Source organism: Micromonospora sp. M71_S20 (genome assembly GCF_003664255.1).
GTDB lineage: Bacteria > Actinomycetota > Actinomycetes > Mycobacteriales > Micromonosporaceae > Micromonospora.
The window spans coordinates 96,062-109,953 of record NZ_RCCV01000002.1; the positions used below are offsets into that span (position 1 = coordinate 96,062).

General features: G+C 70.6%; 21 protein-coding genes. 18 read left to right on the top strand and 3 right to left on the bottom strand.

Annotated features, from left to right (window positions below):
* The first annotated feature begins 32 nt into the window (after positions 1–32).
* Positions 33–224, top strand: coding sequence for a hypothetical protein (locus DER29_RS33950; protein ID WP_148710093.1), 192 nt, complete (start codon positions 33–35; stop codon positions 222–224).
* Positions 225–316: 92 nt separating this feature from the next.
* Here the strand turns inward: DER29_RS33950 and DER29_RS33955 are convergent, their stop codons facing one another.
* The gene (locus DER29_RS33955) at positions 317–757 is read right to left on the bottom strand and encodes a hypothetical protein (RefSeq protein WP_148710094.1); all 441 of its coding nucleotides are present in this window, start codon (positions 755–757) and stop codon (positions 317–319) included.
* A gap of 94 nt (positions 758–851) precedes the next feature.
* Between DER29_RS33955 and DER29_RS21250 the strand changes: the two genes are divergently transcribed.
* Genes DER29_RS21250 through DER29_RS21260 form a run of 3 tightly spaced genes read left to right on the top strand, consistent with a single transcriptional unit; the run spans position 852 to position 1,581 of the window.
* Entirely contained in the window at positions 852–1,076 is a 225-nt protein-coding gene (locus tag DER29_RS21250) for a hypothetical protein (RefSeq protein ID WP_121399456.1), read from the top strand.
* A complete protein-coding gene (locus tag DER29_RS21255; RefSeq protein WP_121399457.1) occupies positions 1,076–1,327 on the top strand; it encodes a hypothetical protein in 252 nt (83 codons plus the stop codon). The genes DER29_RS21250 and DER29_RS21255 overlap by 1 nt, the downstream gene beginning before the upstream one ends.
* The gene (locus DER29_RS21260; RefSeq protein WP_121399458.1) at positions 1,324–1,581 is read left to right on the top strand and encodes a hypothetical protein; all 258 of its coding nucleotides are present in this window, start codon (positions 1,324–1,326) and stop codon (positions 1,579–1,581) included. The genes DER29_RS21255 and DER29_RS21260 overlap by 4 nt, the downstream gene beginning before the upstream one ends.
* 337 nt (positions 1,582–1,918) lie before the next feature.
* Here the strand turns inward: DER29_RS21260 and DER29_RS21265 are convergent, their stop codons facing one another.
* The gene (locus tag DER29_RS21265; protein WP_148710095.1) at positions 1,919–2,473 is read right to left on the bottom strand and encodes a PASTA domain-containing protein; all 555 of its coding nucleotides are present in this window, start codon (positions 2,471–2,473) and stop codon (positions 1,919–1,921) included.
* 175 nt (positions 2,474–2,648) lie between these two features.
* Here DER29_RS21265 and DER29_RS21270 point away from each other — a divergent pair, with 175 nt between their 5' ends.
* The 4 genes from DER29_RS21270 to DER29_RS21285 are packed head-to-tail and all read left to right on the top strand — an operon-like array spanning position 2,649 to position 7,784.
* The gene (locus DER29_RS21270; RefSeq protein ID WP_121399460.1) at positions 2,649–3,155 is read left to right on the top strand and encodes a helix-turn-helix domain-containing protein; all 507 of its coding nucleotides are present in this window, start codon (positions 2,649–2,651) and stop codon (positions 3,153–3,155) included.
* Complete coding sequence (locus DER29_RS21275; RefSeq protein ID WP_233600094.1) at positions 3,152–4,429, top strand: PBSX family phage terminase large subunit; 1,278 nt, start codon at positions 3,152–3,154, stop codon at positions 4,427–4,429. Before DER29_RS21270 ends, DER29_RS21275 begins: the two co-directional genes overlap by 4 nt.
* 13 nt (positions 4,430–4,442) lie before the next feature.
* Positions 4,443–6,050, top strand: coding sequence for a phage capsid protein (locus tag DER29_RS21280; RefSeq protein ID WP_121399461.1), 1,608 nt, complete (start codon positions 4,443–4,445; stop codon positions 6,048–6,050).
* 6 nt (positions 6,051–6,056) lie between these two features.
* Entirely contained in the window at positions 6,057–7,784 is a 1,728-nt protein-coding gene (locus DER29_RS21285) for a phage minor capsid protein (protein ID WP_121399462.1), read from the top strand.
* 103 nt (positions 7,785–7,887) lie between these two features.
* Here the strand turns inward: DER29_RS21285 and DER29_RS21290 are convergent, their stop codons facing one another.
* Positions 7,888–8,298, bottom strand: coding sequence for a hypothetical protein (locus tag DER29_RS21290; protein WP_148710096.1), 411 nt, complete (start codon positions 8,296–8,298; stop codon positions 7,888–7,890).
* Positions 8,299–8,396: 98 nt separating this feature from the next.
* Between DER29_RS21290 and DER29_RS21295 the strand changes: the two genes are divergently transcribed.
* From DER29_RS21295 to DER29_RS21340, 10 genes are read left to right on the top strand one after another with little or no spacing between them, the layout of a single operon-like run.
* Positions 8,397–9,143: a hypothetical protein gene (locus tag DER29_RS21295; RefSeq protein WP_121399464.1), complete on the top strand. Its 747-nt coding sequence runs from the start codon at positions 8,397–8,399 to the stop codon at positions 9,141–9,143.
* Positions 9,144–9,161: 18 nt separating this feature from the next.
* Positions 9,162–10,118, top strand: a complete 957-nt coding sequence (locus tag DER29_RS21300) for a major capsid protein (protein ID WP_121399465.1) — start codon at positions 9,162–9,164, stop codon at positions 10,116–10,118.
* Between the two features lie 3 nt (positions 10,119–10,121).
* Positions 10,122–10,781, top strand: coding sequence for a hypothetical protein (locus DER29_RS21305; RefSeq protein ID WP_121399466.1), 660 nt, complete (start codon positions 10,122–10,124; stop codon positions 10,779–10,781).
* Positions 10,782–10,841: 60 nt separating this feature from the next.
* Positions 10,842–11,210, top strand: a complete 369-nt coding sequence (locus tag DER29_RS21310) for a hypothetical protein (RefSeq protein WP_121399467.1) — start codon at positions 10,842–10,844, stop codon at positions 11,208–11,210.
* 3 nt (positions 11,211–11,213) lie between these two features.
* Entirely contained in the window at positions 11,214–11,561 is a 348-nt protein-coding gene (locus DER29_RS21315) for a hypothetical protein (RefSeq protein WP_121399468.1), read from the top strand.
* A gap of 4 nt (positions 11,562–11,565) precedes the next feature.
* Positions 11,566–11,922 (top strand): hypothetical protein, encoded by a 357-nt coding sequence (locus DER29_RS21320; RefSeq protein WP_121399469.1) that lies wholly within the window; start codon positions 11,566–11,568, stop codon positions 11,920–11,922.
* A complete protein-coding gene (locus DER29_RS21325) occupies positions 11,922–12,368 on the top strand; it encodes a minor capsid protein (RefSeq protein WP_121399470.1) in 447 nt (148 codons plus the stop codon). The genes DER29_RS21320 and DER29_RS21325 overlap by 1 nt, the downstream gene beginning before the upstream one ends.
* Before the next feature lie 18 nt (positions 12,369–12,386).
* The gene (locus tag DER29_RS21330) at positions 12,387–13,139 is read left to right on the top strand and encodes a phage tail tube protein (protein ID WP_121399471.1); all 753 of its coding nucleotides are present in this window, start codon (positions 12,387–12,389) and stop codon (positions 13,137–13,139) included.
* Complete coding sequence (locus tag DER29_RS21335) at positions 13,139–13,693, top strand: hypothetical protein (RefSeq protein ID WP_121399472.1); 555 nt, start codon at positions 13,139–13,141, stop codon at positions 13,691–13,693. The genes DER29_RS21330 and DER29_RS21335 overlap by 1 nt, the downstream gene beginning before the upstream one ends.
* Positions 13,690–13,890 (top strand): hypothetical protein, encoded by a 201-nt coding sequence (locus tag DER29_RS21340; RefSeq protein ID WP_121400095.1) that lies wholly within the window; start codon positions 13,690–13,692, stop codon positions 13,888–13,890. Before DER29_RS21335 ends, DER29_RS21340 begins: the two co-directional genes overlap by 4 nt.
* Positions 13,891–13,892 lie beyond the last annotated feature (2 nt).

Sequence of the window (13,892 nt, forward strand, 5' to 3'; positions counted from 1 at the left end):
CGGGAACTACGCCGAGCGCGTAGGAAGGACGCATGAGTCCCCAGCGGGTTTACAACCGGGCGAACATGCACACCTACGAGTCGGCTGACTGCACCGCGTGCGGCCAGCCCAACCACGTCAACTGGATTCCCGACGATCGACTCGGGGTAGAGAACTTCCTGCCGGACGAGTCATGTGACAACCGGGACTGTGAGCGTTACGGCAAGCGTCCGGAGAAGCGGTAACGACAGGGCCCGAAGCGCGATTACCTCTTGCGCTTCGAGCCCTCAAGATCGTTCGGGAGCCACCATAATGACCATTATGGTGGCTCACCGCTTCAGTGAAGTGGCACCACTACAGGCTCATCTTGCCCATCCCATGTCACGTGCACCTCGTTGATGCCCACTGCCTCAGCCACGCGAACTATCCAGAACTCGACCGATTCGCCTGGCTGTACGACCTCATGCTGATCCAGGACGGTGATGAAACCCCCTCGGTCGTCCAGCTTGACGTTGAAGGCCGGATCAGAGCCCATGTTCCGCATGACATAGCCGTCCCGTCCCTGCGGCCGTACGGCCCACCGCACCGGAGGCTCAGGCGGCGGCAGAGCTGCTTCTGCCGCCGCTGCCTGCCTCTCTGCTGCAACCGCTGAACGCTCGGCTGCCTTCGCCGAGCGATCTGACGCGTTAGCCGACTTCTTCGAGTAGCGCGCGCTGGCAATCGAAACCACCAGTGCCGCGACCGCGATCCCAAGGGTCGCTACGTTCTCCCAGGCCATAGGCATGAAGCTATCTGATCCGGCCCAACACACTGGCGTAGCGCGACTGGGTGCGCCGCTTGGCCAGACGATGGAGGGCTGAGATGATCGAGGCGTGGCTGACGACTTCGTGAAGACCGACCGGAACCTCAAGGTGACCCTCGACCTCGACAACCAGCTCACCTGGGGCGAGCTGTTCCGCTTCGTCGACCTGGCCAGGGCTGGCGTTGTGTCGCCAAGCGACCCCGTCGCCCTGGAGTACGACCCCAACGAGAGCATGCCGGTTATTACGGGGCTCACGGTCTACGTTGACCCCGCCGACATCTCGCAGGACAACTGATGGATCCGAAGCAGCAGAACGCCTTGACTGCTATCGGCGTCCTTACGGCCTGGCTCAGCGAACCCGGCGGAGGGAACTTCGCTGCGGACCAGATCCACGACCTCATCGCCGAGGGGGGCGACGAAGCTGTCGCGGACCTCCTCGGAGGGCTGGTCAGCGTTGCCGGTCACCTGCTCGTCAAAACCGCCCGCGCCACTGGGCGAAGCGAGCAGGAGGTGCTCCAGGATCTGGCACAGAAATACGTCTCATGATTTACGTCGCCGGACGCTACTGGGGTACCGCCGCCCAGGTCGCCGAACGCCTCGGCCCCGACGTCTCGGTGGCCATGGTCCGCAACTGGCACCAGCGCGACGGCCTCACCGCTCACCATGTCGGCCGGACTGTCTACTACGCCGTCAACGAGGCCGCCCGGATCGAGCGCGACAAGCGGATAGGCGGGCGCGGAAGACAGCGCCGGTGTATCGCCTCAGAACTGGCAGTGGTGGCACCGACAAGGCGGGATTGAATCCCAGGCCCGGCCGACAGCCGACAGAATCTGGCCGCCGTGGTGCTGGACCGCATACAGCGCGACGCCTGCCCACATGTTGAGGGCGAAGTCACGGACCAAGTCTCGGCTCATGCATGGATCGTAGTGTCGGGATGCTCGCGTCTGCCCGCCTGTCGACTTGACGCCGGCGGGCCGGCCGCCGCATGATTTGATCACTCACCGCTACAGGCGGAGTGTGCCCGCAGCCCGGATGCAGCGCTCAGCGCTCCCGGGCTGTTCTGCGTCCGGGGTCGGGACGCGCGGGCGCGGGGGACGCGGGCAGGCCGCTGTGGTGGCCGGCCTGCCCGCACACCCGTCACCCCTCCTTGGTGCAGGTCAGCACGATCGTCCGGTCGACACGGACCTTCACGCCCGCCTTCGTGCTCTGCTTCGTCACCGTCCAATTCGGCGGATACAGCACGATCTTGTCGTCAGTGTCTTGGGAGCCGAAAGTGATCTTCGTGAAGCCCAGGTCCGTGAGCGTCTCGTAGGCGATCTGCGCGTTCTCCCCGATCAGGTTGGGCATCTTCACCTCGGCGACTGTGGGGGAAGGGGAAGCCGTGGCGGCGGTGCTCGCTGGCGCAGCCGGCACGGCCGGCGCGGACGACGCGGCCGGCGTGGTGGCAGCCGGGGCGCTCGGAGCTGGCGCCGTGGTGGCCGGGGCGGTGGTGAGCACTGGCTGCGCGGCCGGCTTCTTCTCCGGCTCGCTACCGCCGCCGACGGCAGCCCCAACGATCCCGCCCACGCAGCACATCGCGACGAGCCCGCCAACGACGAGGCCGATGATCGCGCCCTTCGACAGCCGCGGCTTCGACGGCGGTGGCGTCAGCGGCTGAGTGGGGTCAGGTTGGGCAGGTGGTGGATAAGTCATTCGGCCAGCCTGCACACCTGATCACCTGCGGTAAATCCGCCGGCAGGTTACTAGCGGTGTCGGTTCCGCGACCCGGACCAGCGCCCGGAGGGAAGGTGCGCGCGGCCTTGCCCTAACCCACGTCGAGCTTGCCGCCGACCCCTGACCGGACAAGGCGCCGGGACGGAGTGACCCCATGCCCCGACACCCCAACCCGGTTACCCAGGCCGACTACGACCGCGTCCGCGAGCTGCACGCCCAGGGCCTCGGCCGCAACGCCATCGCCCGCGAAATCGGCCGCGGCGAGCGCACCGTCTCCCGCCTCGCCGCCGAGCAGGGCCTCTCCTTCGACCGGAAGGGCGCGACCGCGAAGGCCACCGAGGCGAAGAAAGCCGACGGCGCCGCACGCCGCGCACAGCTCCAGCTCGACGCCCTGGAGGCTGCGCACAAGCTCATGGGCCAGATGTTCCAGCCCGCCCTCGTCTACAACTTCGGCGGCAAGGAGAACGACTACAACTCGACCACCCTGGAAGAGCCGCCGTTCGCCGACAAGCGGAACATCGCCACCGCCATCCAGGCCCTCGCCGCGACCGCGCTGAAGCTGGCCGAGTACGACAAGGCCACCGGCAACGAGTCCGAGAAGAGCATGCTCACCGACCTGCGGCAGGCCCTCATCGACGCCCGCAAGAGCAGCACGCCGTGACCGGCATCGACATCCGCGGCCTGCCCCTGTCGGAGAAGCAGATCGAGTACGTCTGCGAGAGCGACTTATTCGTCAACCTCGCCGAGGGCGCCATCCGGTCCGGGAAGACTGCCTCTGGGCTGCTGCGTTGGCTGATGTACCTCGCCGACCCGAAGACCCCGAAGAGCGGGGACCTGGTCGTCACCGCCAAGACGTACGACACGGCGGTCCGGAACATCTTCAACCCGCTCCGCGACCCGGTGCTGTTCGGGCCGCTGGCGAAGGCCACCAGCTACACCCGGGGCGCGCCGACCGCGACGATCCTCGGCACGCAGGTGGAGGTCATCACCTTCAACGACGAGCGCAGCGAGAACCGGCTCCGCGGTATGACGTGCCGGGGCGCGTACGTCGACGAGTGGTCGCTGATGCCGAGGTCGTTCCACGAGCAGCTCCTCGGCCGCTGCTCCGTCGACGGCAGCCAGATCTTCGGCAACACCAACCCGGACAACCCCCGCCACTGGCTGATGACCGAGGGCATCGAGCGGGCCCGCCCGGGTGGGGACCTGGCCGGCGACTGGTACGTGCTGAAGTTCCTGCTCGACGACAACCCGGTGCTGAGCCAGAAGGTGAAGGACCGGTACCGGAGGCAGTACCGGGGCCTGTACTACCGGCGGAACATCCTCGGCGAGTGGTGCATCGCCGAGGGCACCGTCTACGAGAGCTGGGACCCGGCGAAGCACGTGGTCAAGCAGCTCCCCGGCATCACCCGATGGATCTCGCTGGGCGTCGACTACGGCACCGTCAACCCGTTCGCCGGCCTCCTCCTGGGCGTCGGCGTCGACGGACACCTGTACCTCGCCCGCGAATGGCGCTGGGACAGCAAGAAGCAGCAGCGCAGCCTCACCGACGCCGAGTATTCCGCCCGGCTGCGCGCCTGGCTGGACAAGCTGAGCATCCGCCCCGACTGGATCTGCGTCGACCCCTCGGCCGCCAGCTTCTCCACCCAGCTCTTCCGGGACGGGCTGTTGCCGACCAACGCCGACAACGACGTCCTCGACGGCATCCGGCTCATCGCGTCGCTCCTCGCCGAGGGCCTGCTCTACGTCCACGAGTCCTGCACCGGCTGGATCGAGGAGGTCCCCGGCTACGTGTGGGACGAGAAAGCCGCCCTCCTCGGAGAGGACAAGCCGGTCAAGGCCGGTGACCACTCGCTGGACGCTGGCCGGTACGCGATCAAGACCCCCGAGGTGCTCTGGCGACCCCTGGTCCGGGGAGCGCTCGACCTCGCAGCATGATGAAGGAGGCCCGGTGCCGATCCCGACCGATGGCGCCTGGCCGCCGCCCGCTTATCAGCCCGCCTACGACGCCTACCGCGACTGGGACGCCTGGTACGCCGGCGATCCGGACCGCCTCCGCAAGGTCTACGCCGGCCGGACCACCTCCGCCACGATCCTCCGGCCCGGGCAAACCGCCGGCGGCCTGCTCGGCATGGTGTCCCGCTGGCTGTGGGGCGCACCCGCCCCGGTCGGCCAGCGCGACGGCCGCCTCCACGTTCCCCTCCCTGCCGACCTCGCCGCGACCTCCGCCAACCTGCTCTTCTCCGAGCCGCCGAAGCTGGACCACGAGGACGCCGGGGTCATGGAGCGCCTGGAGCAGCTCGTCGAGGACGGCTTCGCCACCATGCTGCTGCACGCCGCCGAAGCGGACTCGGCGCTCGGCGACGTCTACCTCCGCCCGGTCATCGACACCGACGTGCTCCCCGACCGGGCCTTCCTGACCGCCGTGCACGCCGACGGGGCACTGCCCCTGATCCGCTGGGGCCGGCTCGTCGAGGTCACCTTCTGGTCCGAGCTGCTCGTCGACGGCGACACCCACATCCGGCTCCTGGAGCACCACGACGTCGTCAACGGGGCAGGCCGGATCGTGTACGCCCTCCACGAGGGCACGAAGGACCGGCTCGGCCGGGCGGTGCCGCTCACCGATCACGCCTCCGCCGCGTACCTCGCCGAGCTGGTCGACGAGGACGGCGCCCAGGCGACCGGCCTCAACCGGCTCGACGTGGTTCGGGTGCCGAACGCCGGCCCGCAGCGGCTCTGGCGCGCGTCGCCCGGCCTGAAGTACTTCGGCCGCTCCGACTTCGACGGCAACGAGCAGTGGTTCGACGCCCTCGACGACACGTGGACGTCCTGGCTGCGGGACGTGCGGCTCGCCCGGACCCGGATCCTGGCCCCGGAGTACATGCTGGAGTCCCTCGGCGCCGGCAACGGGGCGGTGTTCGACGCCGACCGCGAGGTGTTCACTGCCCTCCGCATGGCACCCAACAAGCAGGGCCCTGACCAGGGCATCACCCTCAACCAGTTCCTGATCCGTCACGAGCAGCACAAGGCGACCGCCGATGCGATCGTGGAGACTGCGTTGCGGCACGCTGGCCTGTCCTCGCAGACCCTTGGCGAGGAGGGCGACGTGGCGGTCACCGCCACTGAGGTCCAGGCGCGGGAGCGGCAGTCCTTCACGACCCGGGGTAACCGGATCCAGACGTGGCGGCCGGCCCTCGCCGACGCGATCGAGCTGCTCTTGGAGCTGGAGTACGCCAAGCGGCAGCAGCTCGGCGGTAGTCGCCCGGAGCCGGTGAAGGTCAACGTCGAGTTCGGCGACTCGGTGTCGGAGAGCCCGGAGACGATGGCCCGGACCCTCCAGCTCCTGCACGCCGCCGAAGCCGTCAGCATCGAGACCCGGGTCCGCTGGGTGCACCCCGACTGGGACGACATCCAGGTCCGCGAGGAGGTGGCCCGGATCAAGGGCGACGCCCCGCCGACGGTAGAGGTGGGCGGGGCCCTAGGCGCCCTCGCCGGGAACAGCCCGCCGCCCACCGACGACGCCGGCCAGGACGCCGAGGAACCGCCGGCCGAGGAGTAGTAGTAGATGGCCCTCACCGGCGACCAGATCGAGCAGGCCAGCCGAAGCACGGTCGACCTGTACCGGGGTGCCGAGCAGGCGATCCTCGCCGAGGTCACCCGCCGCCTCGCCGCCGGGCAGGACGCTCCGGACTGGGCAGTGACCCGCCTCGCCGCGCTCGGGTCGCTGCGACAGGCCGTCGAGCGGGTGCTGACCCTGGTTGCCGGCCGCGCCCCGGACCTGATCCACGAGATGCTCGCCGCCGCGTACCGGTCCGGTCAGGGCATCGCCACCCGGGACCTGCCCGCCTCGCTACTGCGAGATGCTCCGGACCTGGCCAGGGCGGCGGGGACCGTACCGCGGATCGCGGTGGCGGAGAACCTCGCCAGCGCTCTGGTGACCGACATCGAAGCGAAGCACAGCGCGGTGCTGCGGCGGGTGACGGACGTCTACCGGCAGGTGATCGCGCAAGCGACCGCCGTGTCGGTGGCGGGCGGCATGACCCGCAGGCAGGCCAGCCAGTGGGCCTATCAGCGGTTCATCGACCAGGGCGTGACGTCGTTCGTCGACTCCGGCGGCCGGCGGTGGCGGCTCTCCTCGTACGTCGAGATGGGCGCCCGCACGGTCACCCAGCGGGCCGCCGTACAGGGCCAGACGGACCGGTTGAGCACCCTCGGCGTGGACACCGTCATCGTGTCCGACAGCCCGCGCGAGTGCGAGCGCTGCCGGCCGTGGGAGGGCAAGGTGCTCTCCATTGGCGGCGGGCAGCGCGGGCGGGTGGAACTGCGCAGCATGGTCGGCGCCGGCACAGTCACCGTGGACATCGCCGGCACCGTCGACGAGGCCCGCGCGGCAGGCCTCCAGCACCCGAACTGCACGCACTCCCTGCGCGCGTACCTGCCCGGCGCGACGAAGCGACCGGCCCGTCCGACGGCCAACCCGCAGGGGTACGAGGCCAAGGAGCGGCAACGCGAGATTGAGCGGCAGATCCGGAAGTGGAAGGAGCGGGAGGCCGGCGCCCTGGACGACGTGGGCAAGGCGACCGCTGCGGCGAAGGTCAAGGCGTGGCAGGGCACGATGCGTGACCACCTCGCCGCGAACCCCGAGCTGAAGCGCCTGCCGTACCGGGAGCAGATCGGCGCCGGAAACACCCCGCCGAAGCCGACCACGGCCAGCGCCCCGCCGGCCCGGCCGACGCCGGCCTCCGGACGGGCCGCCCTGGACGCCGCCCCGATCAACGTCCGCTCCGACGCCGCCCAGCGGCAGCTCACCGCCGACGAGCGCGACGCGGTCTACCAGTACCGGGGCAGCCTGTACGCCAACCTCAACGGGGCGCTCAGGCGCGCAGGCGGCCGACTGCCGACCGGCTTCGCCTTCGAGTTCTTCCGGGACGCTACGAAGCAGCTCGACCGGGCGATACGGAAGTCCCGCCTGACCGCCGACGTGCTCGTCCATCGGGGCATCGCCGACCCGCTCGCGGTGTTCGGCCCGGCCGCCGGCCGTGCCCTGCCCGCCGGCGCCAGGTGGACGGAGCACGCCTACGTCTCCAGCACGGCGGCCCGCGCGGTCGCCGAGGAGTTCGCCCGCTCCGGTGCGGTGCTCACCATCCGGGTGCCGCGCGGCACCGGCGCACTCCAGCTCTCCGGCACCGAGTACGAGTCGGAGCTGCTGCTGGAGCGCGGGCTGACACTGCGCGTAGTGTCCGACACGGGGCCCGGCCCGGGCCGGCAGATCGTGGCGGAGGTGGTCCGGTGACGCAGCCCGAGCAGGACCAGGGCGACGACCGCGAGGCCGCCGCCGACCGGATCACCATGGACTACCGCGTCGAGCTGGAGCTACCCGAGCCAGACGCGGACGCTCAGGAGGACTGAGCCTCGGCGATGCGGACCATGTCCGCCCTGGCGTCATCGTCGGTCAGATCCTGCTCACCGGCCGCCCAGGACAGCACGTACCGGCCAGCCGGACGGGCATCGCCCACCTTGGCGAGCGTGCTGGCGGCCTGCTTGGCGGCGGCCTGATCGGCGTACTCGGTGACGGTTACTGCGTCCGTGGTGACCCGCGACGTGCAGCCCACCCCGCTGTCCCCGTCCTTTGCTTTACAGCCGTCGGACGTGTCGCGGGGATTGGGCACCGGCCACTTCGGCGCGATGGCGTCAATCACCTGCTGCGCGCCGCCGGTCGTCGGGTCCGGTATCGATGGCTTCTCCTCACCGCAACCGGCCAACCCGACGGCCAGCACCGCGACCACCCAGATGTGACGTGCCCTCATCGATACCTCCCAGTAGGTGACCCGGGCACGGTACAGGCCAGCGGCAAGGACCGCCGGTCACCAATCCGACACACGACCCGCCTCAAGGAGGCACCCCCGTGGACCCCAACACCCTGCCGACCGCCATCACGCCCGGCTTCATCAACCCCCTCACCGGCCACCACGTCATCCCAGGCAAGGTCCTCGGGTACCGGCGCAACGGCCTGCCGATCCGCGTCGTCGCGGGTGGCTCCGGCGAGGGCGACGGTGGCGGCTCCGACGGGGGTGACGGCTCCGACGGAGGTCAGGACAGCGGTGACGCCGGCCAAGACGGCGACGGCAAGACCCCGAAGATCGTCGGGGAGTTCGACAAGGAGCGCCACGAGCGCGCCCTGGCCGCCGCCCGCGAGGGCGAGAAGAAGGCCAAGGCCGAGAAGAAGGCCGCCGAGGAGCGCGTCGCCGCGATTCTCCAGGCCGCAGGCCTCACCCCGGACGGCAAGACCGACCCCGCCGAGCAGCTCAAGGCCGCTGCCGCCGAGCGGGACAAGGCGGTCGCCCGGGCCCGCGACACCGCCGTGGAGCTGGCCGTCTACAAGCGCGCAGGCAAGGCCGGCGCCGACCCGGACGCCGTCCTCGACAGCCGCGGCTTCCTCAGCTCGGTCGCCGAGCTGGACCCCGACGCCGCCGACTTCGGTGACAAGGTCACCGCCGCGATCAAGACCGCGGTGAAGGCCAACCCGAAGCTCGCCGCGACCACCGCCGGCCAAGGGCCCGGCAAGCAGGGCGCGGACCACACCGGCGGGGGTGGCGACAAGAGCAAGCCCAAGACCCTCCACGACGCCGTAGCAGCCAAGCTCGGCGGCTGACACCGAAGAGGCTGACCCATGCCCGTAACCCTGGCCCAGGCCAAGCTCAACACCCAGGACGACATCGACCTCCAGGTCATCGACGAGTTCCGCAAGTCCTCGTGGCTGCTGGACAACATGGTCTTCGACGACGTGGTCAACCCGGCCGGCGGCGGCGCCACGCTGACCTACGGCTACACCCGGCTGGTCACCCAGCCCACCGCCGCGTTCCGCGCGATCAACAGCGAGTACGTGCCGACCGAGGTGACCCGCCAGCGGTACACCACGGACCTGAAGGTCCTCGGTGGTTCGTTCCAGATCGACCGCGTCCTCGCGAAGGTCGGCCCCGCCCTGTCGGGCGAGGTCGCCCTCCAGATGTCGCAGAAGATCAAGGCCGCTCGCTCAAAGTTCCAGGACGCCGTGATCAACGGCGACTCCGCCGTGGACGCGCAGTCCTTCGACGGCCTCGACAAGGCCCTCACCGGCAGCTCGACCGAGATCGACGCCGCTGCCGGCACCGGCTACGACTGGTCGGCCGTCAACTCGCAGGCGACCGGCGTGGCCGCGCTGAAGTTCCTGCGCAGGCTGCACGCCAAGCTCGACGGCCGCCCGTCGGCGTTCCTGATGAACGGGGACGCGCTCGCCGCACTGGAGACCATCGCCGACTTCGTCTCCCAGCTCGGCACGCTGGACGCGTTCGGCCAGACCATCACCACCTGGCGGGGCATTCCGCTCATCGACCTCGGCGAGAAGCCCGGCACGTCCGACCCGGTCATCCCGACCGCCGCCGGCCTGACCGACATCTACGCGGTCCGGATCGGCCTGGACGGGTTCACCGGCATCTCCACCGTCGGCGGCCAGCTGGTCCAGCAGTTCCTCCCCGACTTCACTACCCCCGGTGCCGTCAAGACCGGCGAGGTCGAGATGGGGCCCGTGGGCGTCGCCCTGAAGGCGACCAAGGCCGCCGCGGTGCTCCGCGGCATCAAGGTGGCCTGAGCGATGGCCCGGGTCACGAGCCCCGTGGAGGGCTTCACTGGGGACGGCCCGCAGGGGCTGCGCTTCGAGGACGGACAGGCCGAGACGGACAACCCGGCCCTGATCGCCTACTTCAAGCGGAAGGGGTTCGGCATCGACGACGCCGAACCGGTGACGCCGGAGGACCCGGAGCCGCCGGACCCGCGCGAGCACGGCACCACTCTGGTCGGCTCGGCCCTGCGGGACGCCGCCGTGGATCCGCGGCCGGAGGACTTCCTCCCGCCGACCAACGCCGGCCGGGCGAACCCGCACGGCGCCCAGGTCGTCTCGCCCGGCATCCACGCCGTCAGCGGCCCGGGCCCGATCGTGCCGGGACCGGTGGGCCGCTTCGAACGGACCGAGGACGGCTCCGAGGTGGTCATCAGCGACACCGACGAGCAGCAGCGGCGGGAGACCACCGCTGCGGAGAAGGTCTTCCTGGAGCGGCGACCGGTGCCGCAGGCCACGGCCGAGCTCGGCGACCAGCAGCTGGCCGACGACGCCAAGGAGCCGCCGGCCGGCAACGCCTCTCAGGAGGCGTGGGCGGACTGGGTCATCGCCACTCGCCCCGACCTCGACGAGGCCGAGGTGCGGGCCATGAAGCGTGACGAGCTGCGCGAGCAGTACGGGCCGCGGCCCGAGTGAGTCGTGGGGGCGGTCGGGTCACCTCCGGCCGTCCCCGCCAATCCCGCCCAGGGAGGGCACGTGGCGTACGCGACCATCGAGCAGCTCACCGAGAAGCTCGGCCGGACCCCGGTCAACGCACAGCAGCTACTCGACCGGGCGTCGAGGGATGTGGACCGGGCGCTGCTGTGCGCCGTCTACGACCCCGAGGACCAAGACGTCGTCACCGCGCTGCGGGAGGCGACCCTGGAACAGATCGCCGCCGGCTTCGACCACGGCGACGTCACCGGCAGCGGCACCCGCCGTCGGGGCGGCTTCAGCATCGGCCGCATCACCGTGCAGGCCGCCTCCGCCGACGACACCCCGGCCAAGATCGGCGGCCTCTGGGAGCAGGCGTGGACGATCCTCCAGGCGGCCGGGCTGACCGGCCACGGCCCGCAGAGCAGGTGAGCCGTGACGTGGGAGGAGTTCATCGAGCTGCACATCCCGGCGCCGCGGACCATCCAGGTGCAGGCGTACGAGGGCTCCGGCGCGTACGGCGACGTCCACGCGGCCCCCGTCGACGTGGGCCCGTGCGTCGTCGACGACACCACCCGCCGGGTCGTCGTGCAGACCCAGGACGCCGAGGGCGCTGAGGGTGTCTCCTCGACCACGGTGTTCGCGCCGATGGCCACGGTCGCCCCGCCCGGGTCCCTGGTCACCCTGCCCTGGACCAACCGCACCGCCAAGGTGCTCGCGGTCAGCGTTATGGAGGACCACGGCCTCGGCCTGCCCGAGCACGTCGAGCTCTCCCTGGAGTGACGCCATGGCCGACGAGTTTCGTCTCGACTGGGACGGCGACAAGGTGCTCGCCCTGATGCAGGACGCGTCGTTCGATGGCACCGAGGTGGCCGCCGAGCACCTGCTCCAGGTGGCCTCTGGGCTCGCCCCGCATGAGGAGGGCGACCTGGAGCGCTCCGGCGAGGTCAGCTCGGATCGCGGCTCCGGCGCGGTCGCGGTCAGCTTCGACCGGCCGTACGCCGTCCGGCAGCACGAGGACATGACCCTGCGGCACGACGACGGGCGGCAAGCGAAGTATCTGGAGGAGCCGATGGGCACCGAACGCGACGTCATGCTGGCCCTGATCGCGAAGTCCTCCCGCAAGCCCTTGGGCGGCTCCTGATGGCCGCTGGCGACGGGTGGACGTCCCGACTCCTGGCCGGCCTCGCCGAGCACCTCCAGGCGGCCGGCATCGGCATCTACCGGGCCTCAGGCGTCTACCAGGCCAGCGAGGTCGGCATCGTCATCCGCGGCATCCCCACCAGCCCGGACCGGATCATCACCCTCGCCCCCTACGTCGTCGCCTCCCCACCCGGAATGGCCGACATCAGGCAGGGCGTCCAGATCCGCTGCCGGGGCACGAAGGACCCCCGCGTGGTCGAAGACCTGGCCGACGCCGCCTTCGACGCGCTCGACAGCGCTCACGGACTCGTCTGGGGCGGCATCCCCATCGTGCAGGTCTACCGGCAGTCGTACGCCGCCCTCGGGGCGGACACGAACGGCCGGTGGGAGACCAGCAGCAACTACTACGTCGAGGCCATGAGGCCCACGGCACACCGAACCGACTGACCCGACGAGGAGTACGTCATGGCGACGACCCCCACCGACCGCAGGACCATGCTCGCCCGGCGACTCCGGGTCGACATCGACACCGGCACCTTCCCGGCCAGCAACTACCAGCGGCTGATGGGCATCCAGGAACTGAAGCCCGTCGACGAGCTGCGCACCGAATCCGACGAGGCGTACGAGGACGACGGCGCGGCCCGCGAGTCCGTCACCGGCTACAACTGGCGGCTGGAGGTGAAGATCCTCCACTCGACCAATGCGGCCGGCACCAGCCTGGACCCGGTACATGCCTTCCTCCAGACCAAGTTCCAGGCCGCCAAGGGCAACGTGCGCCTGGGCGAGTTCGGAGTGCGCTGGTACGACCGCAACGGCGTCGGCGACGCTTGGGAGGGACGCGCCTACGTCAAGCAGTGGTCCCCGGACGGCGGCAACGGGGGCGCCCAGGACACCGTCTCCCTCGTCATCCAGGGCCAGGGCCCGCTCGACGCCGAAGTGACCAACCCGGCTGGCGACCTGACGCCGGCGGTGACAGGACTTGCGCCGGCCGGCGGCCCGACGGCCGGCGGGAACCTCGTCAACGTCTACGGCACCCACCTGACCGGCGCGACCGACGTGGACTTCGGCGCGAACCCGGCCGAGGACGTCACCGTCGTGTCGGACTCGCACCTGGTGGCGGTCGCCCCGGCCGGCGCCGCCGGCACCGTCCAGGTGTCCGTGACCACGCCCGACGGCACCAGCCCGAACGTCGACGCCGACAACTACACGTACGCCTGATGGCCAAGAAGTTCGGCGACCTCGACGAGTACTGGAGCCCCGGACTCACGCTGACCGTCAAGGGCAAGGAGTACACCGTGCCCCTGGCCAGCGCGGAGCTGGGGCTCTGGTGCCGTCGCATCGCGCAGATCACCGGCGACGTGCACGGGGCCTCCACCGAGGCCGACATGCAGGCCGCTGTTGAGCGCATCGACGCGCTGCCCGAGCTGCCCGGCGGCGGCGACGTCAGCCTGCCCGAGCGGGTCCTCGGCCCCGTCTACCAGCAGATGGCGGCCGACGGTGTGGAGGACCCCTACATCCAGTTCTCGGGGCAGACCGCCTACCTGTGGATCATCGGCGGCGAGGAAGCCGCCGAACGGTTCTGGACCTCCGGTGGCCACCCGGAAGCCCTGGGCCCGACGAACCGCAAGGAGCGTCGGGCCGCTGCCGCTGGGCAGACCAGTACGGGCGGGGCGAACGGGACCCGCACACCGGCCTCTACGAGTGGTACGAGGTCCCCGAAGACGTCCGGCGGGAGCGGTCGGGCGAGGCGGTCTCGTGGGAGACGCTCCTGACCCACTGGCGGCTCATCGAGGCCGACCTGCACGACGTGTACGGCGTCGACGTGGAGAACCGCGGGCTGATGCGCCGCCGGTCGTGGCGGTGGCTGGAGGTCCGGATTACCGGCCTGCTCTCCGCCGACACGCGCCTGTATCGGGCGCTCGCTCCGGAGCCGGAAACACCCAACATCCCGGGCGCACCCCGGGCCTGAGC

Excerpts from the sequence above, each read along its gene's own strand:
- DER29_RS33950 (WP_148710093.1), top strand. The coding sequence starts at position 33 with ATGAGTCCCCAGCGGGTTTACAACCGGGCGAACATGCACACCTACGAG.
- DER29_RS33955 (WP_148710094.1), bottom strand. The coding sequence starts at position 757 with ATGGCCTGGGAGAACGTAGCGACCCTTGGGATCGCGGTCGCGGCACTG.
- DER29_RS21255 (WP_121399457.1), top strand. The coding sequence starts at position 1,076 with ATGGATCCGAAGCAGCAGAACGCCTTGACTGCTATCGGCGTCCTTACG.
- DER29_RS21260 (WP_121399458.1), top strand. The coding sequence starts at position 1,324 with ATGATTTACGTCGCCGGACGCTACTGGGGTACCGCCGCCCAGGTCGCC.
- DER29_RS21265 (WP_148710095.1), bottom strand. The coding sequence starts at position 2,473 with ATGACTTATCCACCACCTGCCCAACCTGACCCCACTCAGCCGCTGACG.
- DER29_RS21270 (WP_121399460.1), top strand. The coding sequence starts at position 2,649 with ATGCCCCGACACCCCAACCCGGTTACCCAGGCCGACTACGACCGCGTC.
- DER29_RS21285 (WP_121399462.1), top strand. The coding sequence starts at position 6,057 with ATGGCCCTCACCGGCGACCAGATCGAGCAGGCCAGCCGAAGCACGGTC.
- DER29_RS21290 (WP_148710096.1), bottom strand. The coding sequence starts at position 8,298 with ATGAGGGCACGTCACATCTGGGTGGTCGCGGTGCTGGCCGTCGGGTTG.
- DER29_RS21300 (WP_121399465.1), top strand. The coding sequence starts at position 9,162 with ATGCCCGTAACCCTGGCCCAGGCCAAGCTCAACACCCAGGACGACATC.
- DER29_RS21305 (WP_121399466.1), top strand. The coding sequence starts at position 10,122 with ATGGCCCGGGTCACGAGCCCCGTGGAGGGCTTCACTGGGGACGGCCCG.
- DER29_RS21320 (WP_121399469.1), top strand. The coding sequence starts at position 11,566 with ATGGCCGACGAGTTTCGTCTCGACTGGGACGGCGACAAGGTGCTCGCC.
- DER29_RS21325 (WP_121399470.1), top strand. The coding sequence starts at position 11,922 with ATGGCCGCTGGCGACGGGTGGACGTCCCGACTCCTGGCCGGCCTCGCC.
- DER29_RS21330 (WP_121399471.1), top strand. The coding sequence starts at position 12,387 with ATGGCGACGACCCCCACCGACCGCAGGACCATGCTCGCCCGGCGACTC.
- DER29_RS21335 (WP_121399472.1), top strand. The coding sequence starts at position 13,139 with ATGGCCAAGAAGTTCGGCGACCTCGACGAGTACTGGAGCCCCGGACTC.